The organism is Methylobacterium sp. CM6247 (genome assembly GCF_054817925.1).
Map to the genome: position 1 here is coordinate 1 of NZ_JBTXKX010000003.1, position 23,909 is coordinate 23,909.

General features: G+C 64.1%; 36 protein-coding genes and 2 tRNA genes. 9 read left to right on the plus strand and 29 right to left on the minus strand.

Annotation, left to right across the window (positions count from 1 at the left end):
* Positions 1 to 340: 340 nt before the first annotated feature.
* The 10 genes from ACYQOP_RS00755 to ACYQOP_RS00800 all read right to left on the minus strand — a co-directional run bounded on the left by ACYQOP_RS00755 (position 341) and on the right by ACYQOP_RS00800 (position 9,185).
* On the minus strand, positions 341 to 769 hold the full coding sequence (locus ACYQOP_RS00755) for a hypothetical protein (RefSeq protein WP_461220689.1): 429 nt from the start codon (positions 767 to 769) through the stop codon (positions 341 to 343).
* A gap of 38 nt (positions 770 to 807) precedes the next feature.
* The gene (locus ACYQOP_RS00760) at positions 808 to 1,515 is read right to left on the minus strand and encodes a hypothetical protein (RefSeq protein ID WP_461220690.1); all 708 of its coding nucleotides are present in this window, start codon (positions 1,513 to 1,515) and stop codon (positions 808 to 810) included.
* A gap of 73 nt (positions 1,516 to 1,588) precedes the next feature.
* Entirely contained in the window at positions 1,589 to 2,074 is a 486-nt protein-coding gene (locus ACYQOP_RS00765) for a hypothetical protein (RefSeq protein WP_461220691.1), read from the minus strand.
* 77 nt (positions 2,075 to 2,151) lie between these two features.
* A complete protein-coding gene (locus tag ACYQOP_RS00770) occupies positions 2,152 to 3,498 on the minus strand; it encodes a phage major capsid protein (protein WP_461220692.1) in 1,347 nt (448 codons plus the stop codon).
* Positions 3,499 to 3,595: 97 nt separating this feature from the next.
* Complete coding sequence (locus tag ACYQOP_RS00775; RefSeq protein ID WP_461220694.1) at positions 3,596 to 4,744, minus strand: S49 family peptidase; 1,149 nt, start codon at positions 4,742 to 4,744, stop codon at positions 3,596 to 3,598.
* A gap of 50 nt (positions 4,745 to 4,794) precedes the next feature.
* On the minus strand, positions 4,795 to 6,093 hold the full coding sequence (locus tag ACYQOP_RS00780) for a phage portal protein (RefSeq protein WP_461220695.1): 1,299 nt from the start codon (positions 6,091 to 6,093) through the stop codon (positions 4,795 to 4,797).
* A 35-nt stretch (positions 6,094 to 6,128) separates the two neighbouring features.
* Positions 6,129 to 6,326, minus strand: coding sequence for a hypothetical protein (locus ACYQOP_RS00785; protein ID WP_461220696.1), 198 nt, complete (start codon positions 6,324 to 6,326; stop codon positions 6,129 to 6,131).
* A 9-nt stretch (positions 6,327 to 6,335) separates the two neighbouring features.
* Positions 6,336 to 8,075 (minus strand): terminase large subunit, encoded by a 1,740-nt coding sequence (locus ACYQOP_RS00790; protein WP_461220697.1) that lies wholly within the window; start codon positions 8,073 to 8,075, stop codon positions 6,336 to 6,338.
* The gene (locus ACYQOP_RS00795) at positions 8,072 to 8,668 is read right to left on the minus strand and encodes a hypothetical protein (RefSeq protein WP_461220699.1); all 597 of its coding nucleotides are present in this window, start codon (positions 8,666 to 8,668) and stop codon (positions 8,072 to 8,074) included. The genes ACYQOP_RS00790 and ACYQOP_RS00795 overlap by 4 nt, the downstream gene beginning before the upstream one ends.
* Positions 8,669 to 8,849: 181 nt before the next feature.
* Positions 8,850 to 9,185, minus strand: coding sequence for an HNH endonuclease signature motif containing protein (locus ACYQOP_RS00800; protein WP_461220700.1), 336 nt, complete (start codon positions 9,183 to 9,185; stop codon positions 8,850 to 8,852).
* Positions 9,186 to 9,252: 67 nt separating this feature from the next.
* Between ACYQOP_RS00800 and ACYQOP_RS00805 the strand changes: the two genes are divergently transcribed.
* On the plus strand, positions 9,253 to 10,131 hold the full coding sequence (locus tag ACYQOP_RS00805; protein ID WP_461220701.1) for an exonuclease domain-containing protein: 879 nt from the start codon (positions 9,253 to 9,255) through the stop codon (positions 10,129 to 10,131).
* Positions 10,132 to 10,410: 279 nt separating this feature from the next.
* Here the strand turns inward: ACYQOP_RS00805 and ACYQOP_RS00810 are convergent.
* A tRNA-OTHER gene (locus tag ACYQOP_RS00810) sits at positions 10,411 to 10,481 on the minus strand.
* Positions 10,482 to 10,490: 9 nt separating this feature from the next.
* Positions 10,491 to 10,567 (minus strand) — tRNA-Met (locus ACYQOP_RS00815).
* 51 nt (positions 10,568 to 10,618) lie between these two features.
* Between ACYQOP_RS00815 and ACYQOP_RS00820 the strand changes: the two genes are divergently transcribed.
* Entirely contained in the window at positions 10,619 to 10,897 is a 279-nt protein-coding gene (locus ACYQOP_RS00820; protein WP_461220703.1) for a hypothetical protein, read from the plus strand.
* Between the two features lie 139 nt (positions 10,898 to 11,036).
* On the opposite strand, the gene nusG is transcribed toward ACYQOP_RS00820, so the two are convergent.
* The 14 genes from nusG to ACYQOP_RS00890 all read right to left on the minus strand — a co-directional run bounded on the left by nusG (position 11,037) and on the right by ACYQOP_RS00890 (position 17,868).
* A complete protein-coding gene (gene nusG, locus ACYQOP_RS00825) occupies positions 11,037 to 11,729 on the minus strand; it encodes a transcription termination/antitermination protein NusG (protein WP_461220704.1) in 693 nt (230 codons plus the stop codon).
* A 41-nt stretch (positions 11,730 to 11,770) separates the two neighbouring features.
* Complete coding sequence (locus tag ACYQOP_RS00830; RefSeq protein WP_461220706.1) at positions 11,771 to 12,034, minus strand: hypothetical protein; 264 nt, start codon at positions 12,032 to 12,034, stop codon at positions 11,771 to 11,773.
* Complete coding sequence (locus tag ACYQOP_RS00835) at positions 12,034 to 12,384, minus strand: hypothetical protein (RefSeq protein WP_461220707.1); 351 nt, start codon at positions 12,382 to 12,384, stop codon at positions 12,034 to 12,036. Before ACYQOP_RS00835 ends, ACYQOP_RS00830 begins: the two co-directional genes overlap by 1 nt.
* A complete protein-coding gene (locus ACYQOP_RS00840) occupies positions 12,381 to 13,142 on the minus strand; it encodes a Rha family transcriptional regulator (RefSeq protein WP_461220708.1) in 762 nt (253 codons plus the stop codon). Before ACYQOP_RS00840 ends, ACYQOP_RS00835 begins: the two co-directional genes overlap by 4 nt.
* Positions 13,143 to 13,336: 194 nt before the next feature.
* The gene (locus ACYQOP_RS00845; RefSeq protein ID WP_461220709.1) at positions 13,337 to 14,014 is read right to left on the minus strand and encodes a hypothetical protein; all 678 of its coding nucleotides are present in this window, start codon (positions 14,012 to 14,014) and stop codon (positions 13,337 to 13,339) included.
* Positions 13,944 to 14,750, minus strand: a complete 807-nt coding sequence (locus tag ACYQOP_RS00850) for a hypothetical protein (protein ID WP_461220710.1) — start codon at positions 14,748 to 14,750, stop codon at positions 13,944 to 13,946. Before ACYQOP_RS00850 ends, ACYQOP_RS00845 begins: the two co-directional genes overlap by 71 nt.
* A gap of 5 nt (positions 14,751 to 14,755) precedes the next feature.
* Entirely contained in the window at positions 14,756 to 15,331 is a 576-nt protein-coding gene (locus tag ACYQOP_RS00855; protein WP_461220711.1) for an SAM-dependent DNA methyltransferase, read from the minus strand.
* Between the two features lie 173 nt (positions 15,332 to 15,504).
* The gene (locus tag ACYQOP_RS00860; protein WP_461220712.1) at positions 15,505 to 15,762 is read right to left on the minus strand and encodes a hypothetical protein; all 258 of its coding nucleotides are present in this window, start codon (positions 15,760 to 15,762) and stop codon (positions 15,505 to 15,507) included.
* Complete coding sequence (locus tag ACYQOP_RS00865; RefSeq protein WP_461220713.1) at positions 15,759 to 15,938, minus strand: hypothetical protein; 180 nt, start codon at positions 15,936 to 15,938, stop codon at positions 15,759 to 15,761. The genes ACYQOP_RS00860 and ACYQOP_RS00865 overlap by 4 nt, the downstream gene beginning before the upstream one ends.
* Positions 15,935 to 16,501, minus strand: coding sequence for a RusA family crossover junction endodeoxyribonuclease (locus tag ACYQOP_RS00870; protein ID WP_461220715.1), 567 nt, complete (start codon positions 16,499 to 16,501; stop codon positions 15,935 to 15,937). The genes ACYQOP_RS00865 and ACYQOP_RS00870 overlap by 4 nt, the downstream gene beginning before the upstream one ends.
* Positions 16,502 to 16,506: 5 nt before the next feature.
* A complete protein-coding gene (locus ACYQOP_RS00875) occupies positions 16,507 to 16,785 on the minus strand; it encodes a DUF2312 domain-containing protein (protein ID WP_461220716.1) in 279 nt (92 codons plus the stop codon).
* Between the two features lie 85 nt (positions 16,786 to 16,870).
* Positions 16,871 to 17,143, minus strand: a complete 273-nt coding sequence (locus tag ACYQOP_RS00880) for a hypothetical protein (protein WP_461220717.1) — start codon at positions 17,141 to 17,143, stop codon at positions 16,871 to 16,873.
* Between the two features lie 45 nt (positions 17,144 to 17,188).
* Positions 17,189 to 17,458: a hypothetical protein gene (locus ACYQOP_RS00885; protein WP_461220719.1), complete on the minus strand. Its 270-nt coding sequence runs from the start codon at positions 17,456 to 17,458 to the stop codon at positions 17,189 to 17,191.
* Positions 17,455 to 17,868 carry a hypothetical protein gene (locus tag ACYQOP_RS00890; protein ID WP_461220721.1) on the minus strand — a complete coding sequence of 138 codons (414 nt, stop codon included), beginning with the start codon at positions 17,866 to 17,868 and terminating at the stop codon, positions 17,455 to 17,457. The genes ACYQOP_RS00885 and ACYQOP_RS00890 overlap by 4 nt, the downstream gene beginning before the upstream one ends.
* Positions 17,869 to 18,158: 290 nt before the next feature.
* Between ACYQOP_RS00890 and ACYQOP_RS00895 the strand changes: the two genes are divergently transcribed.
* On the plus strand, positions 18,159 to 18,404 hold the full coding sequence (locus ACYQOP_RS00895; protein WP_461220722.1) for a hypothetical protein: 246 nt from the start codon (positions 18,159 to 18,161) through the stop codon (positions 18,402 to 18,404).
* An 82-nt stretch (positions 18,405 to 18,486) separates the two neighbouring features.
* Here ACYQOP_RS00895 and ACYQOP_RS00900 read toward each other — a convergent pair whose 3' ends face one another.
* Together ACYQOP_RS00900 and ACYQOP_RS00905 are read right to left on the minus strand one after the other, a co-directional pair.
* Complete coding sequence (locus ACYQOP_RS00900) at positions 18,487 to 18,612, minus strand: hypothetical protein (RefSeq protein ID WP_461220723.1); 126 nt, start codon at positions 18,610 to 18,612, stop codon at positions 18,487 to 18,489.
* A complete protein-coding gene (locus tag ACYQOP_RS00905) occupies positions 18,609 to 18,872 on the minus strand; it encodes a hypothetical protein (RefSeq protein ID WP_461220724.1) in 264 nt (87 codons plus the stop codon). Before ACYQOP_RS00905 ends, ACYQOP_RS00900 begins: the two co-directional genes overlap by 4 nt.
* A 73-nt stretch (positions 18,873 to 18,945) precedes the next feature.
* Between ACYQOP_RS00905 and ACYQOP_RS00910 the strand changes: the two genes are divergently transcribed.
* The 3 genes from ACYQOP_RS00910 (at position 18,946) to ACYQOP_RS00920 (ending at position 21,538) form a co-directional block, all read left to right on the plus strand.
* The gene (locus ACYQOP_RS00910; RefSeq protein ID WP_461220725.1) at positions 18,946 to 19,632 is read left to right on the plus strand and encodes a S24/S26 family peptidase; all 687 of its coding nucleotides are present in this window, start codon (positions 18,946 to 18,948) and stop codon (positions 19,630 to 19,632) included.
* 27 nt (positions 19,633 to 19,659) lie between these two features.
* A complete protein-coding gene (locus ACYQOP_RS00915) occupies positions 19,660 to 19,920 on the plus strand; it encodes a hypothetical protein (RefSeq protein ID WP_461220727.1) in 261 nt (86 codons plus the stop codon).
* 136 nt (positions 19,921 to 20,056) lie between these two features.
* Positions 20,057 to 21,538 (plus strand): ATP-dependent nuclease, encoded by a 1,482-nt coding sequence (locus ACYQOP_RS00920; protein WP_461220729.1) that lies wholly within the window; start codon positions 20,057 to 20,059, stop codon positions 21,536 to 21,538.
* Positions 21,539 to 21,831: 293 nt separating this feature from the next.
* On the opposite strand, the gene ACYQOP_RS00925 is transcribed toward ACYQOP_RS00920, so the two are convergent.
* Positions 21,832 to 22,095 (minus strand): hypothetical protein, encoded by a 264-nt coding sequence (locus tag ACYQOP_RS00925; protein WP_461220730.1) that lies wholly within the window; start codon positions 22,093 to 22,095, stop codon positions 21,832 to 21,834.
* Positions 22,096 to 22,584: 489 nt separating this feature from the next.
* Between ACYQOP_RS00925 and ACYQOP_RS00930 the strand changes: the two genes are divergently transcribed.
* Genes ACYQOP_RS00930 through ACYQOP_RS00940 form a run of 3 tightly spaced genes read left to right on the plus strand, consistent with a single transcriptional unit; the run spans position 22,585 to position 23,909 of the window.
* Positions 22,585 to 22,743 carry a hypothetical protein gene (locus tag ACYQOP_RS00930; RefSeq protein WP_461220731.1) on the plus strand — a complete coding sequence of 53 codons (159 nt, stop codon included), beginning with the start codon at positions 22,585 to 22,587 and terminating at the stop codon, positions 22,741 to 22,743.
* Complete coding sequence (locus tag ACYQOP_RS00935) at positions 22,743 to 23,402, plus strand: hypothetical protein (RefSeq protein ID WP_461220732.1); 660 nt, start codon at positions 22,743 to 22,745, stop codon at positions 23,400 to 23,402. The genes ACYQOP_RS00930 and ACYQOP_RS00935 overlap by 1 nt, the downstream gene beginning before the upstream one ends.
* 57 nt (positions 23,403 to 23,459) lie before the next feature.
* On the plus strand, positions 23,460 to 23,909 hold the full coding sequence (locus ACYQOP_RS00940) for a hypothetical protein (RefSeq protein WP_461220733.1): 450 nt from the start codon (positions 23,460 to 23,462) through the stop codon (positions 23,907 to 23,909).

Sequence of the window (23,909 nt, forward strand, 5' to 3'; positions counted from 1 at the left end):
GCAGGACCGACAGGTCCCGTAGCGCCAGGATATCCTGCAGGCCCGACAGGACCGGCACTACCAGGATCACCAGCACGACCAACTGCACCCGCATCGCCCTTCGCTCCTGCCGGTCCTTGGGGGCCTGCGCTTCCAGTAGCGCCATTGTCGCCCTTCGGCCCTATAACGCCCGACGGGCCAGGATTGCCCTGCGGCCCAACCGCACCCGGCTCGCCCTGAGGGCCAGCGGGGCCGGTGCGTTGGACCCCGTCGCCCATCATGGGACTGGCAGAGCGCAGGTTGCTCTCGGCCGGAGAGATCAGGCTGATGGAGAGGCAGGCGAGAAGCCAGAGGACACGCATCAGCCGCCTCGCCCATACTGGAGTTCAGGCGCGCACTCGCCGGTTGGGGCGGCAGTGGCGATGATGGACACGAACGTCGGCTGGCTCGTGCCTAACGTCTCTGATGAGCGCGCTAGGAAGCGGGTGCCGGTGGTGAGCGTGACGCTCTCCGACATGCTCGACACCTTTCGGATCCGGACATCGACGTTGCACGGGTTCACGAAGCGATAGGAGGTCGCGTCCGCCGGCTTCGCGAGGGCGAACTGCTTCGCCGTGGTCGTGATTCCGCTGAAGATGATGGGATCGCCGCTGCCGGACCGAATGAACGGCATAGCGAGCGTGGCCACTGGGTCGCTGCGTACGGCCTCGTAGCCGTTGGACAGCTGGCCCTGTGCTGCGACGGCGGTCGCAAGTAGTAGCCCCAACATGACGGTGCTGATCAGGCGCATGGCGTGCACTCAACCGGCCAGAGGGAAGGCGACGCGCTTCAGGGGCGCGTCAGGTACTCTTCGATGATGTGCTCGGCTGCAGCGGTGGCGCCGACCGGCTCTCCGGAGATCCGCTGCGCCAGGGCGCGCTTCTGCGTGTGGTGGAGCGAGCGCCAATCATCCGGCACTGCGATCGTGGACAGCATGCCGGGGCGCGCCTCCTCGGCCTCCAACTCCTCCAGCGTCAGCCCGCGCGCGGCGGCATAATGCTGACGAAGCCCCAGTCGGGCCGCCTCCTCATCGGCAACCGTATCGGCGCCAAGCTGGACCCCCGCAGGGTCGAACAAGAAGTAGCCCCCGCCCTCTGCCGGCTCGAAGCGATAATCGGCGAAGTTGATGAGCGCCGGCTCGGTGCCGGGGATCTGGCTCAGCGGGATCAGGACGGCCACCGGGGCCATCAGAGCGGCCCGCTCATGGGCGAACGAGAGTAGCGCTGGCATGTTGGCAAATGGCTCCTGATTGAGCCGCACGCCGCCGGCGTCGAAAAGATCGAACCCGCCGACCTCCGTCACCTCCGTACGATACCCGGCCGGAAGCACCTCGGGCTCTGCGGAGATAGTCGTCGGGCGCATCTCCAGGCCAGCCGCAGCGACCTCATCCTCCGTCGCGAGCACGCACGTGCCTGCGGCGATGTTCGAAGTGGCTGCGGCGAAGGGCATCTCGACGACGGTGTTGGCCATCCGGCCGATGAGCTGCTTCACGAACATAGGATTTGCTCCCGAGGGTCAGGCGACAGGACAAGACACCGGTGAGCCATTGGCCCACCGGTGGCGTCGCGGATCAGTCGATGATCGCGCTGGGGAGCGTGGCGGCCTGGTAGCGGTGGCCCTCGAGCATCGCGAGGATGCTGTTGAGGTTGGCCGCATTCGAAGCGCTCGTGGTGACGAAGACGGTCTTGTAGCCGCCGTTCACGTCGAGCTGGGCCGGGTCGATATGGAAAACGACCTGCTTGTTCTTCACGGCGGCGCCGCTGGCGTAGGAGACGCCGTCGGGCTGGCGGACGAGGGTGTCACTAGCTGCGGTGTCGAGGTTCGCCCAGATGGGGATCGGCTTGTCGAAGGGCTTGGCCCCAGTGCCGGCCACGTCCTGCGCCTGCATCAGCGTGAGAGTGACAGGCGCGGCGTTGCCCTGCGTGAGCAAGACCAGGATCGTGGCGAAGGTCGCGTTCTTGAGGCTGATGATGTCGGAAGACCGGCCGGCCGCATCGGCGGCGGCGGGCAGAAGCTCGACGACCTTCACGGCCGTCGCAAAGTTTGACTTGGGCATCGCTATTCTCCCAGCGAAGGCAATGGATCGTGAGGGTGAGCCAGCGGGGCCTGAGCCCCGCCGACGGGTCGGGCCGCTTAGGCGCGGTTACCGAGCGTGACGAAGGGAGACTGCGTGGTGGTGCCGCGGTACGGCGTCATCGGCTGCTGCCAAACCGGCATGCCGTTGAACCGGTAGACGAAGCGGAAGCAGGTCTCGTCGTAGATGAAGCGGACGTGGATCGAAGAGGCCTTCTGGATCGGCCCCTTGTCGATCGCGAGGTACTGCGAGAGGTCGACGAGCTGGATGTCGCCGGCCGTGCCGAGGGTCGCAGCGTATTCGACCGGAATGACCGGCCGCCCCATCAGCGTGCCGTACTCGTTCCCGTTCGTGCCGGGCGGGACGTAGGTCACCTGCGGGAAGGCGAGGCCGCCGACGTTCTCGGTGCCAGCCACGTTCTTGACCAGCAGCATGAGCTGGAAGAGCTGAACCTCGACGTCCTGGTTGACGATCCAGACCGCGTTCTTGCGCGAGGCAGCGGGCATGCGGGCCCACATCTTGAGGATGTTCTGGGCAACGATGGTGTTGGCGCCCTGGCCGACCTCCTTCGGGACGACGATGGTGGCGCCGCTGTTGAGGTAGCCCAGCGGCATGCCGGCACCAGTGCCGTTCATGATCGCGTCCTCGATGCGGAACACGAACTCCTCCTCGAACGCCTGGTCGATCCAGGCTGCGAGGGCGGTGGTGTCCTGCAGCAGTTCGTCGGTCGCGTAGCAGAGGCCGACGAGCTTGGTCAGCTCCATGCTGATGCGCTTGAACTTCGGCCGGCTCTCGCGCTTGAGGCCGGCCTCCTCGGTCCAGAACGCCTGAACGCCACCCCAGCGCGAGCCGTTGGCGCGGCTGGTCTCGTCGACGCCGTTGGCGCGGATACCGTTGGAGTTCGGGCCGATCGGGATCTTGCGCACGCGAGAGGCGAGCTGGCCGCCCTCGAAGGTCGCCTTGATCAGGTCGTTGGCGAAATCGGACTGGACAAGCCAGCCGCCGTCCGCTGCGATACCCTCGGACATGCCGGTCGGGCCGGCCGACATTTCGCCGAACGCCTGCAGGCGCGGATCGACCTGACCACCCGGGCGGCCAGCGACCATGATAGCGCGCATCTGCTCGCCGAGGGACGAGAAGCCAGAGCCCTGGTGGCGGTCGCCAGCGCTGCGGCGGTCCGCCGCCTCATTGTCGTCCGCCGCGCCGCCGATTGCGCGCTGGCGCTCCATGTGTCGCTCCACGCGGCCGATATCGCTGTCGAGGGCCGCGAGTTCGGTCTCGATGGCGTCCACGCGCGACGACTCGTCGGCGGAAAGACCGCGAGCTTCATTCGCGGCGAGATCGAAGGCGCCCTGCGCTTCCTTCACGAGGTCAGCGCGCTTCTGGCGAAGTGCTTTGATGGACATGTTGATATGCTCCGTCATCTCGCCGGGCGATCATGGGCGCGGATAGTCTGCCCACGGCCCGGCGGCTCGTGGGGCGCATCTCGGAAAGGGGTGCTGCTCAGCCGAAGCGAGAGCGAAAGGCGTGGCGCCGGCGGCGGAACGCATCGCGCTCGTCAGCAGCCTGGCGTGCCGCGTTGGCGGCAGCGTCTTCGATGGGGGCTGCCGGCTCATCGGGTGCCGGGGGAGCATCCTCCGGAGCAGGCGCTTCGGCGCCGTCGGCGCCATCCTGTTCATCTGAGCCGGCTTCGGCACGGAGGGTGTCTGCGCCAGCGTCGGCCCTTGCTCCCGCCGGTGATACCTTCATGCGAGAGACGCGGCGCAGCGTGTCTTCCATGGTGGCGATGCGATCGACCATGCCAAGCTTCAGCGCGCTTCCCGCAAGCTCGACACCGCCTTTGCCGAATCCCTCTTCGACGTCAGACCGTTTTACGTTCCGGCCCCGCGCGACGCTGCCGGCGAACTGGCCATAGACCGTCTTCACGTCGGCCATCGCCTTCTCGGAGAACTCAGCCGACGGCGGCGCGAACTGATTCCCGTCAACCTTCTGCGGGGGGTAAGCGAAGAAGGTGACCTTCATGCCGGCCTTCTCGGCAGCGGCCGACATGTCGCGGTGCGAGCCGTAGACGCCGATTGAGCCCACCTGCCCGCTCGGCGTCACGACCACCTCGTCAGCCTGCGCCGCGATCCAGTAGGCGGCCGACGCCGCGGTGCTGTTCACCTGTGCGATGATCGGCTTCCGCCCGCGCGCGGCGAAAATCTTGTCGGCTAGCTCTTGAACACCCGCCACGCCGCCGCCCGGAGAATCGATGTGGAACACGACGGCCTTCACTGCCGGGTCGTCCATGGCCGCATCGAAGCTCTGTCCGACGCGGGCCGTCGAGGTCCCGCCCGGGCCGCTGATGTTGTCGACTTGGCTTGCATGATGCGCGACCACGCCCATCACATTGATGACCGCGACTAGACTGCCGGGCTCAGCGTCGCCGGCCACACGTGAAGACCCGCCGCGGGCGGCGTAGATACGCCCCGAGCTGCTGACCTCGAACATCGCAGTCATGCCGTTCGGCACATCGACGCCGGCGATCAGCAACCCGTCGGCGAGCTGCGAATGCCGGCCGGCCCGCTCTCTCACCTGCTCCGGTGTGATGACGATGCCTTCGGCGCGGTTCTCGATCATCTCGACCATGAGCGAGTGCCAGACCGGGTCCATGGCCCAGACCTGAGACATCAGGGCCGAACGGAGATGTGGGAAGCGGCTCGTCATTCTTCGGACTCCTCTTCCTGCGCGGCGGGTGCGTCGGCCTCCTCCAAGGAAGGTCCGCCGTTGTGGCCGAGCAGGGCGGCGCTGTTCGGCTCGCCGCCGCCGTTGCCGGGCAGCTTGTCCGAGGTGGCGCCCGTATTGGGCTCTAGGGGTTCGTCGAGGCCGGGCAGCGGGTTGTAGCCCAGGGCGACGCGGGCCTCGTTCCGGGTCAAAACGCCGTTGAGGACGAGGCGGCTGAAGAACTCGGCCTGAGCTTTTGAATCGCCCCGGATCAGATCCTCGATGTCGAACCGCGCCTCATAGAGCCGCGGAGCGAGGATGAGGTCGCGCCGGATTGCCTGCGTCCAGCAATCGAGCCACGGCTTCAGATTGTTTCTCACGAAGGCCAGCATGATGGCCTCGACGCCTGATCCCCAGGACGTCGTCTTCGTCACGTGATGCACCAGCACGGGCGGCACATCGAGCCAGCGACACACCTCTTCGATCTGATGCTGGCGCGTCGCGAGGAACTGTGCGTCCTCCGCCGTCAGGCTGATCGCTTTGAACTCAGCACCATCCTCAAGGATGGGTGTGCCGCCGGCGTTCGAGAGGCCGTTATATGTCCGGCGCCAATCCTCCTTGAAGCGCTTGAACGCCTCGTCGCTCCACCCCTTCGGCACGGTGATGACGCCGGAAGGCCGGGCTCCATTCGAGAAGAGCCGGGCGCCATGCTCCTCCGTCGCGAGGGCGAGGCCAACCGTTTGCCGGGCGTGAGCGATGGGACCGATGCCCACCAGGCCGGGGGCGAACGCGGTCCGAAGGTGAAGCACCTCATCTTGAAGTAGGCGCCGAGACCTGCCGTTTTCCTCGGAGACCGTGTATCGCAGCGTCCGGTCGGGAAGGCGATCGACCGTCACGCGATCCGGATGGATAGGCTCAAGGCGATCCGCGAACCCTCGGGGGCCCGATACGATCTCGGCGTACGCGTTCCCGCGCATCACCAAGTGCATCATGAGCATGGCCCGGAAATCCCAAGCCGTCTGCCACCTGTTCGGCTGGTACTCCAGCAGGTCGTTCAGCGGGTGCTCGGGAGCTTCATAGCTTTTCCCGGTCGCCGGATCCTTCCGGTACATCCGCAAGGGCAGCGAAGCCAAGGTCTTCGCGAGAAGGTGCGTGCCTGCGTAAAAAGCCGAGAACTGCAGGGCGATGTCCGGCGTCACGCGCCTTCCGGTAAAGGTGGCCGAGCCGCCAGCCTCGCCATACCAGCGATCGTCGTCCGGCTCCCAAGATGTCACCTCGCGCTCGGCGGCGGCATTCATCCCGCCTCCAAGCATCGCAGAGAACAGGCCTCTCATCACCCGTTCCCACGGAGTGTCCCGACGACCGCGAGCCCAACCAGCACGCCGCCGCCAACCATGAACCCGGCCGGCTGATAGTGAAGCCACGCGCCATAGCCCGCGAGGCCAGCACCGATAGCCCCGATGACCTCACGGAAGATCTGCGTCGAGATGGTGATGGGCGGAGCGGCGGGCCGCTCGTCGGATGGCTGCATGCCGCCTCCTCAGGCGACCCGCAGGCCGCGATCTTCGTAGACGGAGCGCGTATTCACGGGCTCGGGGTTCAGCGACATCGGCACGACGGCATCGAAGAGGCTCATCACCGGGTCGATCTTCGCGTCGCCGGCATTCTGCTTCGTCGCCCGGATGGCGGTCGCGGTCGGCTCGATCTTCAAGTTGCCCACCGCCCAGGCCATGAGGCTTGAGCCAGAATGACGGAGCGTCCCGTTCGCAAGCTTCCGCTCTGCGGTCTTGATGGCGTTCATCATGCCGTAGCCCTGGGGCACGCCGACGAGGAGTTTCGCTTCCTGCGTCACCCCGATCTCGGCCATGGCCTCAATGAACTCGCCGAGGCCCGCAGGATCGACGCCGACGCAGGCCAGAAGCCCGCGCTCTTTTACGTCCGACACGATCTCCACAATGGCGGAGATGTCGCCGAGCTCGTCATCGACGATCGTCAGCTCGCCCGCCGCCTTGAAACCCTGCAGCTTCGTCGCAATCGACTTGCGCCGCGTTAGGACGCCGATATGGCACCAGGCGTGGGTCCAGGCGAGCCAGTCGCGCGTCACCTTCTCCCTGCCCAGCACCGTCAGCCCGAACAGATCGTCGAGGCCGCCGCCGTCGATCCCGACCGTGACCACCTCGCATCGGTCGAGGAGGGCTCGTAGGCCGGCTCGCGCATCCTCCGGCAGACATCGGAGCGCTGCGTCGGCGCGCTGCTCCCAGAACTCGGAACCAGTCCAGCGGTTGGCCCGAAGGTTCATGCCGATTTCGACGTTCAAATGCTTCGCGAGGAAGGTACGGCGGGTGTCCTCGCCCTTGTCCTCTTCCTTGCGGAGCTCGTCTTCCAGCCATTCCCGGCTCACGGACCGGTCGATATTGGGGTTAGTGATGTAGAAGTTGTCGGGCTCGAGGTAGGCCTTCGCCTCCACCATCGCCTTCGGAAATTCGTAGAGCAGGCCGAAGCTTTTGGGATCCTTGACCTTGCCGTCCCGCACGTTGCGGAAATAGTCCAGCTTCGCCTTGAACACCCCGGCCGGCGGCTCATCGCTCTGCGTCGAGAGCGAGATGACGAACCCTTCGGGCCGCGACACGAGACCGCCGGTAGCCTCTCTCAGCATGGCGTCCGCCTTGGGCCGCTTGCCGAAGATCCAGAGCTCGTCGATCAGGATGCGGCCGGCCTTCTTGCCCGACACCGTATCCGTGTCCGCCGCGACCACCTTCAGCGCCGCCCGGGTGCTGAGATGCGTGATGGTCTTGAGGTGGTCCTGAACGTGGAGGAACCCGCCCTCCCCTTGTGCCGCATCAAGCTCCGGATCCGCCCGCACCATCGCGGCGGCCGGCTTGTAGCTGTTCTGCGCCACCTCGATCGTCGGCGCGAGGATCAGCACCTCTTCCTCGTGCCGCCAGTTGATAATGAGCGCCGTGAGCATGATGCCGGCGCCGATGGTCGACTTGGTGTTCTTCTTCGAGATGAGGAGGAAGAACTCCCGGATCAGCTGCTGCCCGGTCTCATCGTCGTAGGCGCCGAAGATGGCAGCCACGAAATCGAACACCCAGGGTTCGCTCACCTCACCGAAGGTTGGCTTGCCCGGCAGATCGACGACCCGAAGAGCCTTGAAGACTGCCAGGGCATCGGCTGCCGCCCCGGGGAACAGCGGCTTGAACGGGATCAGCGATCGACCGGCAACGATGCGCTTCTCCCAATCGGGGCATGCGGTCGTCCATTCGGGCCGTTCGGTCATGGGTTACTGGCTACCAGCCGCGGGCCGCTGCGTTGTGCGAACTTCCCGCCGGCTGAAGTGGATTCGTCTGCTCCGGCCTGGCGCTGCTTCTTCTTGCCGTCGGGGACATTGCCCTCGGCCAGCGTCTTCGCAGCCAGCGCGAGGTTCTTCAGCGTGCCCGCCCGGGTGGACAGGCTCACCGCCTTCAGCATCGCCTCGCGCCGCGGGCCGTCGTTCTTGCCCTTCGTGTCCGAGAGGATCTGCTCTTCCATCTCGTCGATGTAGGAGGTGGTCACCTCAAGCTCGTCCATCATGCGGACGACGAGATCGCGACCGCGATCAAGAATGGCTTCGGGCCTGACAGGCTCATCGCCTTTCTTCGGACGGATCCGCTCGACAATCGGCTCAACTGCGTCTGCGAGCGGTTGCGGATCCTGCGGAGTAGGCCGCGGAGTGCTCGCGCCGGGGCGAACCCACTCGCCGGCCTTCGCACGGAGTCTGATCGCCTTCTCATCGCAGCCGTACCAGCGCGATAACTCTCTGACGGACAACTCAGTTTTGCGATAGTCGCGCTCGACACCAGCCCAGTCGATAGGTTTTTTTGCCTTTCCCATGACTGCTATGTCCGCACTACTCCGCACCAACCAACACGACCCACCAGGAAAAAATCTGCGAATGCGACCCTATGCGGTAGCCGACCCCTAGACCGGTGGACTTTCGACCCCCCCCCTACCCCTGCGGATGGATGGGCTAGGATCATCCAGGATCGCCCAGGGAAGGCGTCGCGTTTCAGGCCTAGGCCTGCGTCGCCCCCATGCGTCGCGCCCGCTCAGCAGCGGTCTTGCGGCCATGGTGAGGGGGGCAGAGAGCCTGCCCGTTGCGTGGGTCCAGCGGGTCGCCGCCGTCACGCCTCTCGACGATGTGGTCAGCATAGAGCCGGACGCCGCCTCGCCTGCCGTGAGCAGCGCATCCAGGCCATTGGCACTTCCACCCTGCACGCTTCAGTACCTCTTGGCGCCAGGCAGCGTGCTCGGGTGTCAGTAGCTCGGCATCCGCCACCTTAGGTGTCGGTATAGCCGTGCGGGTGTCTAGGGTTCCGAGGCGAGGCTTGAGGGTCGTGAGGCGGGGCATCGTCAGCCTCAACGAGTTGTGGTTGTATCCAGCCAGAGCTCGCAAAGCGGCTCATTGGAGGGCGGGCATGAACTTCATCGCACTGGACGTCGAAACTGCGAACCCTGACATGGCCAGCATCTGCGCCGTAGGATTGGTGAGGTTCGAAGGGGGCCTTCCAGTGTCGGACGCGCACTTCCTCATCGACCCAGAAGACTATTTCGATCCGATGAATGTCGCCATTCACGGCATAACGGCGGAAGACGTGGCAGGATCGCCGAAAATGTCAGACCTGCTGCCGGTAATATCGCGGGCTCTGACGAAGAACATTGTCATCCACCATCACCATTTTGATCGTACGGCATTCCAACGAGCGGCGATCAAGCACAACCATCCACCACTCGACTGTCACTGGCTTGATACCGTCATGGTCGCCAGACGGTCGTGGTCTGAGTTCGCGGGATCGGGTGGCGGGTACGGGCTACGGAACCTAGCAACAGCTTTCGGTATCCAATTTCGTCACCACGACGCTCGCGAGGACGCTAGAGCGGCCGGCATCATCATGGCGCGAGCGATTGCCGATAGCGGCATAGATCTTGAGGGATGGACGAATCGGGTTCGACTTCCGATTGGCGGCGTACCTCACTCCGTCTCCTACCGAGAAGGACAAACGAAAGCAGGGGTTTCCGACGGTCCCTTGGCCGGGGAAGTTCTCGTTATGACGGGCAATCTCTCGATGCTGAAGAGCGAGATGGCAGTTCTGGCCGCTACCGCAGGCTACGCAGTGGCGCCATCGGTGACGAAGGTCACCACGCTTTTGGTCGTTGGGGATCAAGATGCCCGGAGAGTGGGCTCTTCCGGGAAGAGCGTAAAGCACATGAAGGCGGAGAAAATGATTACTGAAGGTCACCCGATCAGGATCATGCGAGAAAGCGACTTCCTCGCCATGCTTTCCACAATCGCGTGATCCTAGTTGTGCGGTCGAAGGCTCAATCGCCACCACCGCACGAACCGCCATCGCTGGACGACGAACCACTGTCGGAAGACGAGCAATCGGCAGAGTGGGCAACATGACCACCAGCGCCTGAGATACCGAGCGGCCAGGGGTAGCTACCGCCTATGCCGGCTGAGTCGTTCTCGAAGCGGGCACGGCGAGCGCGGTCCTCCGCCTCTCGCTTGCGTCGCTGCTCATCCTCGCGGCGGCGGTTGAACATGCCGAACATGCTGGGCCTCGCAAAGATGAAGATGGCACCGGCCCAAGGAGTCGAACCCTGATCTCAGGCTTTGGAGACCTGATTGCGCCCAGCGCAGGCCGATAGGTGATGATGGTTGCGGCGCTCGGATTTGAACCGAGGACCTCCAGGTTATGAGCCTGGCGCGCTACCGGACTGCGCTACGCCACGTCGAGGGAAAATCGGATGACTAAGAACGAAGCTCCATCCATGGCGCCGAGGATGAGCGAAGAAGATTGGGCCCGAATCCGCGGGGTCGCGCTTTTGAACGAAAGACCGAAGGCATGGCCCAAGGATGTGTCCGCCATTAGCCTTGAAGGGCTGGCGCTGCTGGGCGTTCACGAGAGAACGATGCAGCTGTACTGGGATGGGTCTCAGGTTGTTGTGCGCAACAAGGTTCGATTGGGAACCTACGAACGATGGATCGCGACGATTGCGGCTCTAGGGACGCTCGGCAATTTCTTGGTGCAGGCCGGGCGTGCAGCCGGATGGTGGGGGTAGCTCCGCCGGAAGGCGCGACAATCCCGGCGCCTCGCCAAATCTGACGTGGGCCGGGTCACCGAAAAGGCCAGACTGCGCGCCGCGCTATCGCCGTTGACGGGATATCCTGCCCGCTACAATGTCGCGCGCGCGCGCGAAGTCAAGCCGCCTCTACTGCCTTCTGCTCCAATTCCACAGGCGTGGAGCGGCCGAAGATGCTGACGGAGACCTTCAGTCGACCGGTTCGCGGGTCGATCTCTTCGACGGTCCCGTTGAAGGATGCGAATGGTCCATCTGCGACGCGCACGCTCTGCCCGATCTCGTAGAGGAAGCCCCGCGCTGCGTCGGCGTCGCCACCGTGGCCGGTGATGCTGTCCGCGAAGTTCTGAAGGTCGTTGGGAGCGATGACCATGTGTCCGCCGCCGGGCCGCTCGACGATGCCGCTGCGGCGGTAACCGGTCGCGTCGTCGTAGACGCCAGGGTGGCTCTCGACGTGCTTCAGCTCCTGCCAGTCCTGCACGCCGATGAAGAGGAGCCGGCGCAGCACGGGGATGAGCGCTACCCTCACCTTGCCGATCTCCGAGACCAGCCGTACCGCCTCACGTGCCTCGAACACGGGAGTGCCAGATTCGCGGATCTGTTCGGCCGCGCGGTTGGCCCAGCGCGGCAAGGCACGGATGACGTACCAGGACCGGTCGTGGTCCACTTCGAAGCGGTCCATCGGCTCACGCGCCGCCGTGTGTGCGCCGGCGCGGACCGTTTGCATGTTGACGGCCGTAGACCGCTTGACCGCCTTCATCTGCTTCTCGCGCTGACGTTGACGGCGCTGTGCTCGACGTTGCTTGTTCGTCATGGTGTCGATCCTCGATACGCTACGAGAGGATGGTGAGCAGCTCAGGCAACAGCCCGAGCCACTGCGATCGTTTTGGCCTGGTAGGGGCTTAGCGCCTGACCAGCGCCGATGACGGTGACGACGTTCTCACCCGTGGGAGAGAGGATGAAGGCCGCCCTGCCGGGGATGTGCCGGCCGTCGTGGGCATCCAAGGCGTCGCGCAGGTCGTCCAGCATCAGCCGGCGCCAAGCTTCTACGTCGACCCCATGCACGCGCTCCATCCAGCGGAGGAGCGCGTGGTCGGTGATGTGAGGAGATGGGAGCATTACGCCTCCTCCTCTTCATCGTCGGGGTCACCGTAGAGATAGGCCGTCAGCATCGGGGTGACGGTCAGCTTAGTCTCACCGCCGAAGATCAGGCTCCCGTCCTCATCCATCGTGTTGATGGTGAAGAGGCCAGTGCGGATCAGCATGACGGTGGCGTCCAGGGCTTCTCCCCCGCATTGCTCCTCCGATTGTCCGAGGAACCGATGCAGGTGCGAGCCGAGGGCATACGGGCAGATCGGACCCGTGAGGTGCGCTGCGTAGGCAATGGCCTGGCCGAACAGGGCCGCGCGCCACTCGGGCGAGCCGGGATGAATGCGCGGCGGCCTGGAGGTCGTGAAGACCGCGCTCATGACAGCGCCAGATCAACTGCGAGGCGCCCGATGCCCTTCGGCGTGATGCGGACCTGTGTGCGAACCCGGTCATGGCCGTCTTCATGCGGGATGGTCGCAAGCTTGTGCTTCATAAGAAGCGACGAGAGCTTCGGCTGATACGCGCTCCACTCCTTCGATCCAGGGCGCCGGTAGATCCACCCCTTGGCGATGAGGTGGTTCGTGAGATCGATCGGCCGAACCTGCAGGGTCTTAGCGGCGTCGCGGATACAGAGGGAGCCGTCCGCCTCGGCGATGCGGGCGTAGGCATCCACGATCGGCGCCTGCTCGGCCACCTTGCCCTGTAGGGCCAGCACCTTCTCTGTGTTGGCGAGCAGCAAATTGCGTAGGGCCGCCGGGTCGTTGAGCATCGCCATGGTATCGACAGCTGGCCGGGCCCGCAGCCTCGCCTCCATGGCGTTGAAGCGCTCGATGTAGGCCTCCTTGAACACCGCGGCGGCCGCGCCGGTGAAGCCCATCACCAGGAACGCGAAGCCGTCCTTCGTCATCTCGACGTGGGAGGTGCTCTCACCCTTTAAGTCATTGATTTTTATGGGCTGAAAATTCAGCCGGCGGAACCCGTCGCTGCATTCCAGGTTCGCGATGGCCTGGAGGACGTTCTTGTGCTGCTTGCGGAAGTAGGCCGACACGTCTCGGCTGTCCGCGCGCACCTCGCCGTCCATCACGCGGACGATCGGTTGACGGTCGGCGCCGCCGCTCTGCATATCGCTCTCGGTCATCTCGAAACCCTCAGTTTCGTGGTGGTCGCTGGTCCCTCGCGGAAACGAGGGGTCGGAGAAGGCGGCGGGGTGCTCTTTGGTCGGATGCGGCCCCGCCGCCGGTAGTCGTTTCACTCTGGGACAATCCGCTTAGACCGCAAGGAAATGCGGGTGCTTGTCCCCACCGATCACAGGAGCATGTTCTACTCCCGTTCTCATGCCGGGGCGGGGGTTGCTGACGCTCCCTCTACCGCCGCCATCATCGCGATCCGTGCCTTGCGCTCCGCTTCGGCTGCCTGAAACCGGCGGACATAGGCCAGCTGCTCGATTCGGCCGGCCGTCGCGCTGGCCTCGCTAAGCTCCGCATCCAACTTCGCGCCGGCATCGGCGATGACCTTCACAAGTTCGGCGGCCGCGTTGGCGCAGGCTTCGCGCTCCTCATCCGTCGGCTCTGGCAGGGGCGCTGGCGCCGGCAGGGCGCACAACACGACCTCGACGTCCCGGCGCTCGACGCGGAGCAAGGCCATGATGTCGTCGGCCGCACCCCGGAACTCAGGCGGCGTCGGCGGGAAGCGGTAGTCCACCCCTTTGATCTTCTTCTGGTTCCAGGCCTTGCAGGTGCGGGAGACCACTTCGAGCGGCAGGCCTTCCATCGCCTCGACAAAGTTCTCGAGCATCATGGCCGCGCTCTCATCGTCCAGCGACTTGAGCTGCGAGAATCCGCCGAGGAAGACGTGCATCCGGTCGTCGATCTCGCGTCGGGTGCCGGGGCGGAGCAGTTGATGCAGGTCGGCCCGGTATGGCTCCAGCCAAGCCCGCTCCTCAGCCGTAGGCGCGCCGTGCTGCGAGATCGAGTATTTGCCCGGGGCCGTCGCCGTAGCCGCCTCGCGCATCGCCGTCAGGCGCTCCCGCTGTTCGCGGGTCAGAGGGACAAACGGTGCGATCCGTGTGACGCTCGGTAGCGTGGTCATGGGCGCCCTCCGATTGGCGTGCTGCGCGTTTCTGGGCTGCTAGGTGGCCGAAGCCGTTGCCGCGTTCAGTCATCGGCGATGCGCGGGCTGGCGCCTGCCGCCGGACGGTCTCTCGGAGGCGATTCCGGAGCGTCGCCACCCAATCGAGCTTGGTGCCACGGACTCCGGGCACGCCGACCCAGAAATCGTGGAACTCGGCCAGCGCCTCGTCGATCGCCCGACCGGTGAGGCCAAACTCCTCGCAGGCCCTCCGAGCCTCGGGCCTCGTGCCGAAGTCGACCGGCAACCGCGTTCCCCTGACCCGAGCCCCCTGGGGGGCAGAGGAAGCGTCAGCTTCCGAGGGGGAAACCGGGGTGGTGGGGGGATTAAGGGGGGTGAGAGGGGGTGCAGGGGGAGAGAGGGGGCCATGAAGGGGGGCGGCGGGGTTGTCCCCCTCCGTCCCCAATTGTCCCCGTGTGTCCCCCGATGTCCCCGGGACATGCAGGGACATAGCAGGCAGGACGCTGCGCTGACGGCGCTTCTTCGCGGCAGCCTTCGCACGCTTTTCAGCCTGCGCAGCCTCGGCCTGGGCGAGGCTGGCCTTCATCAGCGCAGCCATCTGCTCACGGGTGAGGCCCGCGGCGACCATGGCATCGATCATCTCGGGGGTGATGCTCATGGCCCCTACTCCGCAGCCGGGAGGAAGGTGCGGAGTTCTGAGTCCGCAGGCAAAGACGGCGCATCGGCCATGCTCGCTTCGTTATCCCCCGTCGGATCGGCGAACAGTGGGACGTCGGACTGAACGCCGTAGCGCCCTGCATCGTCCGGACGAGACAGGCCCTTGCGACAACCGGGCGGGATCCAGGTGAATATCGGTGGCAGAGGCCGCGGCTTGGCCTGCCACACAATCCAGGCGTAGCTCGTCGCAGTGCTGGCGCCGGGATCCCAGCGCCCCTTCGTCATTGGTACGCGCTCGCAGAACTGCGCGATGATCGAAGGCGGCTGCACGCGGAATAAGCGCTCGTAGCGGCCGGTGCCTTCAAGCCAGACCGAACGGACCAGCATGGCAACGCCCACCTTGGCGCGGGAGAGCGCTTGAAGAACGACAGCCTCAGCGATCTTGAAGGGCGGGTTGGTAATGATCCAATCTGCCGACCGGCCATCTTCAGCTAGGAAGTCGGCGACGTCGAAGCCTTTGCCGTAGTCGAAGACATCGGTGCCCTCGACGAGCCAAAAGTATTCCCGCAGCGGGCCGACCATGTGGCCTTCGCCACAGCACGGGTCCCATGCGGTTGAGGATAGAAACTCGTCGCTACTGAGCCCCAGAACATACGAGAGCAGCGCTCGCGTCGCCCAAGGCGGCGTTGGAAAAAAGTCGAGGCTATCCGGGGGCTCACGCCGGCCAGACATGACGGCGGTATGTCCTGATGGAATCATGCCGCCCTCCGAGTCGGCTTGGCGCTGATCGCTGCAGCCATGGACAGGACGTGCTCACGGACGGCCGCCGGAAGGGCCTCCAGCGCGCGCAGGGCTGATGACACCGCAGCGGTATCGCGCATGGCACGCCATACCGCGAGGGCAGCGGCATCGGCCTCGAGCGGGAGCACGGCGCGGATGTCGTTGAGGTCTAAGACCTGCAGTTCGCGAGCGCGGCCCGGACGGAAGGCGCTGTGGTTGGAGAAGGTGCTCATGCCTGCAGCCTCGCCAGTTCGCGGGCGCGGTAGCGCCGGTTCTGGTCGTCGGCGATGATCTTGTAGACCCAGGCCTGATCGACCTTCAGACCCGTCGCCGTCATCTCGGCGACAATGGTCGATGTGTCCTTGAGCTCGCGCCACTTCCGCAGGGCCATCGCTTCAGCGGCAGTCATGATGCAGCTCCCGCGAGGATGGCGCGCACCTGACCGACCGTGAGGCCCTGAGCGGCAGCGATGTAATCGACCGACATGCCCTCCTTCGCGCGCAGCTCAGCCTCAGCGACGGCGATGGGATCGATCGCAAGCATCGTGAAGACGAGGCGGACGAGAGAGCCCTCCCCTTCACGGATCGCGCGGACGTTCCGGATGTAGGCCTGGCCGTCGTCGGCGATGACACCCATCTCCTTCGCCGCGTCGAGGCAGGGCTTGATGCGGTTGTCGGTGTCGCCCTGGAACGGCGGAAGGTGAATGACGACGTCGCAGGGCCCGGAGATGCGCCCAGGCGTGGGGCGAGCCACGCTGGCCGACAGGACGGCCGCGTTGCGCCAGGCGCGATAGGCCGTCGTCTTGATGCGGCCCTGCGGCCCACGGTTAGCGTACAGCTTGTTCGCCGAGGGCGGCATGGGGAAGCAGACCGTCACCTCGCGGACGATCCGCCTCTGCGTGTAGCAGGGGCGCTCTTCCGGCTTGAGGCGACGGCTGAGCCGGCGCTGTGCTGAGGGGGAGAGCGCTTCCATGACGCTCACACCATCCCGAGGGCTTGCATGTAGAGCTCGAGGATCGCCTCTTCCTCGGTGCGCTCCGCATGGTCCTTCTTGCGAAGGGCGATGATCTTGCGCAGGGCCTTCACGTCGAATCCTGCGCCCTTGGCCTCGGCGTAGACATCGCTGATGTCGCTCGTGAGGCCGGCCTTCTCTTCCTCAAGGCGCTCGATCCGCTCGATGATGCTCTTCAGCTGGTCGGCGGCGACTGACGAGGCATCGACTGCCGGGGCTTGCGATGCGGCTGTGCTTGTGGTCATCTGAACTTCTCCAAGAGCGATGTTTCGACATCAGCCGCTCGGTGCCCCGCTTCGCGGATGGGGCCCGGGCGGTTTTCTTTTGCGGCTAGCGCGAAGGGGCGGTCCGGACCGGCGGAGACGGGCGATCGCCACCAGGGGCATTCGTCAGCGGCGCGACTGTGAGGATGTTCGGACGATCGAGCACGAGGAAGCGCTGCTCATCTTCGCAGAACGATTCGACGGCCTTGCCGTCCACCAGGCCGGTTGGCTGAACACTGAGGCGCGTGCAGCCGTAGTGATACTCGTACCGGGCAACGACGACCCCCTCGAGGCCCGTGATGGCGTCCTTAACTGTCTGACCAAGTGCGATGGTGGACATAGGGATCTCCTAAAATCTGGCGGGACCCGCCCGCCGGCGGATACGTCAGGTCGAGGGGATCAGTCGGCGCCGCAGCAAGGCGGGCTCGGTTCCCGCCTGAACGGCGGAACACAGGGCGTGGAAGTAGGCCCGCTGCGCGACGCCCTGGACGTGGTCGATGGCGTCGATGTCGAGGGGCACGTGGTAGGTGCCGGCGGCCATCACCTCGATGACGAGCGAACACCGGCCAACGCCGTCCACGAAGTCGACGGTGACCCGGCCTTGATCCGTCATAGCGGCGATGCCGGTATCGGTGATCTCTGCTTCGGCGATCATGAGCGACCGCCGGTCAGTCGCTTCGTGCCCTGATCCACCAGCGCAGCCACCACGGGAGCGGCTCGCCCGCCGTCCGTAGCGCTCGCGCCCTGCCCCACATGAAGGCTCGGGTTCGTGCCCTGATCCATTCCATCGTCCTCCCTCCCGAGGGCGAAAAACGCCGCTCGATCTTCGTCAGCTTGAGCGTCCCAGCGGTCGCAGTTGGCCTGATAGGTCGCGTGAATTCGAAGGAAGGTGTCGGCGTCGAGCCTGACGGGCTGATTGCCGAGGAACTTCCGGACCCAAGACGATGTCGCGCCGATGGAGCGCGCCACCTTGTCGTAGGCGAGCATGCGAGAGCCCGTGCGGCGCTCGGCATGTTTAACCAGCGCGTCCAGCATCGGGCTGGTGAGGTTAGCAGCGCTATGCATTGTCCGTTTCCGGGCAAAAATTGTCCGCACTTGAACAGTCTCCCGTGGTCGATTGGTCATCGACAGAGGAGGTGCGGACCAAAGCTGAGGAGTTAAGCGGAAGCCGATAAGCAACACGGTAGAGGGATGCGCGACCGGCATGGGCTGGCAGGCGAAGGCCGGCGCGCGAAGACAAAGCACGAGCGACCCGAGGAAAGGCCGCCCCGCGGTTAAGCGAGGCGGCAAGTCCAGGGGAGGAAACGCCCAAGAGGGCCTGAGTAGCGCCGAGATCAGCGCAAGGAGTGAAACCGATGGACGAGGAAGAAACACAGGGCAGCGCGACTATCCTGGCGATGCACGCCATGGTGTCGTGGCTGGTGAAGCGGGAGATCGAAAGGGATCCGAAGGCGGCAGCTGACCTGACGCGGCACGTCACCGAGGCGATGCTGGGGGTGACGCAGCTGGATCCGGAACTGGCCGGCGCGGCACACGCGGCACGGAACGTCGTGGCCCGAGCGATCGGAGAGCGGCCGATGTTCGTCCGGCTGGATAGCTGAGCGCTCGACCAGCGACGCTGAACACCACAGCCGGCCGAGCGCGAGAGGAGCGCGAAACGCTCCATGAGGGCATGGGCGGCGCTCATCGCGCAGCGCTCCACGGAATGGTGGTCTCGAAGGGGGCGGTCTGACGCTTGCCGAGGCCAATGCCGGCGATGATGCCGAAGGCGACCGCAGCGACTACGCATAGGCGGGCTGCGGCACTCATGCCGCAACGCCCTCACCAGAAGCGGCCGCGACCTGAGATGTTGAGGGTAAAGGACGCCGGGAGGCGGCGATCTTTGCCAGCCGTTCGTAGGTGACATCACCGCGCTCGCGCACGATCGAACCCCGAACCCAGGCGTCCCAATACTCGGGCGCTACAGAGTCGCGCTTCCGCATCTGCTTCGCGGTGTTCTCGTGGACACCGATGTCAGATGCGAAGTCGCCGAGCCCGTAGGCATTGATGAGCGAGCGAAACGTGTCCATGCGCTTTGGGTACCATGAGTACCCACACCGGCGCAAGACGATATGTACCCAGGAAGACGGGTACATCTTGTCTATGGAACCGACCGATCGTGCAAGCCGCCTAAAGTTCGCGAGAGAACGAGCGAATTTTGAAAGCCCGAGAGCTGCTGCGAAGCATTTTCGGTGGAATGAGAACACGTACAAGGCGCGGGAAGCGGGCCTCCGGGATTACACCGTCGAGGATGCGCGGGTGTACGGTAGGGCGTTCGAGGTTTCCTGGATCTGGCTTGTTAGCGGCGAGGGCGGGACTGAACGTAAAAGCGTCGCGCAGATATCGGGGCTTATTGGCGCCGGGGGCGAGGTCGATACAAATCTCAGCCAGGCCTACGGCGATGAGGTCGTCGAGGTTGAGGTCCTCGTGCCGCTGCCGCCCGACGTATCGGCCTACGAAGTGTGGGGCGATTCGATGCTACCGAAGTACGATCCTGGCGATATAGTCATCGTAAAGAATACAGCTTCACCGCCAGAGTTATTGCTTGATGAGGTTGCCCTAGTAATCACCGGAGAAGGAAAGCGCTACCTGAAGCGCATCCTTAAGGGGGCCGAAGAGGGCTATTATGATCTTGAAAGTTTTAATGCTCGACCCATGAAGAACATGAAAATACTGCGGGCGGGGGCTGTTCACTTGATCATACCCGCGAAGCAAGTGGAGCGCATTGCGAACGGCAAGGAAATCGAGCGGCGGTACCGAGTGAAAGACGAACCCAATGCTGTCGCTTGATAGGCCTATTCAGAAGCGGGGACGGTGATGGCTGAGAAGAAACCCTTCCGGTCCAGCGAAGCCCAGGAGGTCTTTCCGCCGGGCACGGAGGGGGACTTCATCCTACCGATTTGCCTGCCAGAGCCGGAACTGATGGTTGGGGAAATGCTAGCCATCATTCTCTTCGAGACAATCGAGGGACAGCGAGTCGGCGTTCCTGTCGGTGTCGAGACGCTGGCCGACCTGCATCAGCTGTTAGGCGAGGCTCTTCGGTTGCTGCAGGCGCCTGAGGGTGGGACGGTGCAGTGACCGGGCTACGAGGCCTCTCAGGCCGGGGCTGGGCGGCGGAATAATTTGATTTCGACGGGACGACCCAGTGGAGGGCTTTCGGCCGGGCAATCCCGGGCTGCCGAGCCCGCCAGCCTGGGGGATGATGGGGTTAATCGTGGCGCAAAACTACCAGTCAGAAATCCGACACAGCACGATTAGCGACCTGCTTCAGAAGGTCAAAGAAGCCAATTTCGGCTTCTATCTGCGGCGGATGAAGATCACAAAGATCCGGGCGTTTGAAGGTGAGACGGTAGATTTTGAGTTCCCGGTAACCGCACTCATTGCAGCGAACGGTGGCGGTAAATCTTCAATCCTTGGTGCGGCTGCGTTAGCGTATAAAAACACGAAGCCTGCGATATTTTTCCCAAAAAGCTCACTTGGTGACGATTCAATGGCTGATTGGGGCGTTACGTTCGAACTTGTAGATAAAACTAAGAACCCACATCAGCTTGTTCCAAGGACGGCGAGATTTAAAAACAAGAAATGGGCGAGGGACTCTGTTGCTGAAAGGCCGGTGGAATACTTTGGCATCACACGAACTGTGCCGGCAGGCGAGCGGACGGAATTCAAAAAGCTGGCTCGTCCCAGTTACCGGCACATTGGCAAACGAATAAATATCTCAAATGACATTATTGGTCATGTAGCGAAAATACTGGGCAAAGACATATCGTCCTTTGAGGTTGCCTCACTTGCTCAGGGCAAGGACTTTTACATCGGGGGCGATGGAACTGTCAGCTACTCCGAGTTCCACTTTGGCGCAGGCGAGTCGTCTGTGATCAGAATGGTGTCCCTGATCGAGAACACGCCCAAAAATTCGCTTATACTTATAGAGGAAATAGAAAACGGCCTGCATCCTGTGGCCGTCAGGAGGATGGTTGAGTATCTTATCGACGCTGCCGACCGGCGTTCTGTTCAAACGATCTTTACAACACACTCGGAGGATGCCCTGCTCCCACTTCCCGCGGAGGGAATATGGTATTCGATTGAAGGCAAGGTTAGACAGGGACGGATTTCAATTGACGCTCTTCGAGCAATGACCGGCCGTGTTGAGGAGGGGCTTGCCATATTTGTCGAAGACGATTTTGCCAAGGAAATAGTGGATAATATTATAAGGCGGCATCTTGAGGATGTGTTTGATCAAATCGGGGTCTACGCAGTTAGCGGTCAGTCCCAAGCGTACCATATACATTTGCACCACATGAGGGACCCGTCCGTCAAGAAGCTAAAATCAATTTGTATTCTCGACGGCGACAGCATACACGCAGAGGACGAGGGGCTAAGCGTAATAAAGCTGCCAGGCGGCGTGCCTGAGGCTGCAGTGTTCAATCACGTTCATGCGAACATCGACGAGCTTGCGATGGTTGTGGCCGTTGGACTTCATCTGGCCCCCGAGAAGGACCAGATGGTGAAAAATGTTATCAAAGAGGTCGCCCTCACGAATAGGGACCCTCATCTTCTTTTCAGTCAAGTCGGACAAAAATCTGGTCTCATCGCAAGTTCAATCGTATCGTCTGCATTTATTAACTTATGGCTTAGTGCGAATGAGACCGAGGTTAGGGCGGTAGCCAACACCATTAGAAAAGCTCTCAGCGTTTAACCCTGCGCCTCAAAACGGCAGCGCGTCCGCCACCCCTCGCGGTACGCTCCCATAGGTAGCGAAGGCGAAAGCTTCCCCTTCGTCGAATTCGCTTGCCACCGTACGGTAGAAGGCCGCAGCTCCCGCTGCCCTTCGGCTTTCGACTCTGGCCTCTGCCACGCTCCTTGCCTCGTCGGCATCTTTGCAGGGTATAAGCGGCCCTAGCACGAGCATGCCGCTGCTTTTGCGAGTGAAGGTCTGAACGACGTAGGTTTCTCGCTTGGTCATCGGCTTGCCTCTCGCTTGAGCGCTGTTCACATGCCTTCGCCGCAGAATGCCTCTAGGATGTCTTCGGGAATTTCTCCGGCCTGAATCAGCACTGTCGGTGAGCCGTACTCCCCAATGCTCGGATCTCCGGTCCGGGAGAATGCGATGGCTGGCTTGCCCATCTCGTACGCCTTCCGGGCGGCCTCACGTGCGGCCTCTGCCGTTTTGACGGCCTTCGGCTCCTCGGCTCCGAACTCCCCCAGCTCGTTCACTAAAAAGGTCTGCACGACGTGGATGGTCTGGGTTGCCATACTTGCTGTCCGATTCCTGTGCCCGAGCGGCCTTTGAAGAACAAAACAGGAACACGATAAGGGTGCAACTGGGCCCTGTGGATTGGTGTGGACAGCATTACGCCCGCAAAGCCGTCGAGAATGGGTACGAAACGTACTTGACTGCATGGGTACTTAATGTACCTTGCTCCCATTGCCTCACGGTGATGGAGCCAGCCCGTGTCACTCATTCGAACCATGAACCGCCGTCTGGCGCGCCTCAGCGCCGACGCTGCCCCTCAAGCGGCTAAGGCCGCGCATAAGAAGCCCACGACCAAGCGTAAGCGCTCGAAGGGCGCTCGGCCCGCCGACTCCTACCGGAGTGCGATGCGGGCTGCCGCGATCATCGACGGTAGGCAGTCGCGCCGTTTTATTCGCGAAGCCGCGATTGCCCGGCGGTTGCCTGCCGGCAAGCCTCCAGCGTGGCAGCGCGTTTCCCCGCCTCGCTATCCCCAGAAGGCGGCCTGAGCCATGGCCGCGTTCCTCGACCACTTCATCCCCTACTCGTCGATCTACGTCCCGCTGTTCGTGTGCGCCCTCGGGTGTATTGCGCTCCATCTCGAAGGTCTGCGCGAGCACCGGACCCGCACTGCTCGCCGCAACGCCGCCTCCTTCACGTGGAGGCACTGATGACCTCGACGCTCAGTCACGCGTTTGGAGATTCCCGCCGGCGCAAGCGCTACGTCACTGCCGAAGTTGAGGGCCGCAAGGCCGATCGCATCGCCAAGGATAAGGCTGACGCCAAGCGCCCGGCCGCCCGCTTCACCGTCTGCGAGCTAAACCGCTTCCAGAAGGCGGCGATGGCTTTGCTCATCAAGGGTGATGACGAGGCCGTGCGCGCCGACCGCCTGCTCTCCCAGCGTGTCCGCAACAGCCAGTCCGGCTACGTCAACCTCGCTCCCGGGGCCCAGGACGCTGCCTTCCTCGCCCGGTTCCTTCGCCGGCGTGAACTGAACGGCTTCTGCGTCGGCCTCGCCCGGCTAGATGAGATCGCTGGCGTCGCCCCGCCCACTGGCCGCGCCATCGAGATCACACCGGATTCGCTGGTGGACGCCCTCTGCCGGCTCGAGTCGGTCGAAGGTGATGGCGCGGCCCGCGCGGCCGCTGCAGCCGCCCATCTGCGGACCGCCACCGTCAATCCCCGCACGGCCTTCGCCAGCGTCAGCCTCTCCGCTGAGGATCGCCGCCTTGTCGCCGATGCGCTCCATGCCGCCGGCGCTGGCCGGATCATTGTCAGCAAATTCGACGGAGGCACCGGCTACCGGCCGCGCCTCGCGCCAGCGCCGTAGCGCCCGCCTCCTCCTTCGACCCGCCCTCTTCCCGCTCTCTCGCCGTGTGAGGCTGCCATGAGCACGTCGTTCCGCAACACCGATCCCACAATGAACGCCGACGACCTCGCCTTTCAGGTCGAGGCAATGGCCCGCGCCTCCCACGCCCTGATGCAGGCAGTCACCAAACTGTCCTTCGAGGGCGCCACCGGTGCGGCCTTCGACAACGGCAACGGTCAGCGCGCCGTGGAGCGCCTTCGGGCCGCCTTCGAGGGCGCTGTCGAGGACACGCGCACGGCCTTCGCCGAAGCGCTTGGTGGGCCCGGCGCCGCGAACGGCACGGCCGCCTCCCTGGTGGTCGCCCTGCGCAATCGCCTCAGCGAGAACGAGGTGGCCGCTTCCTGCCGGGCCCGCCGCGCGGATCCGTTGGTCGCCGCCGCTCACGCCCATGGCGCCGCCCTCGCGGCCAGCCTCCCGCCCATGACGCCGGACTATCAGCTCGGCTTCACCAACTGCGCGGGAGCCTGA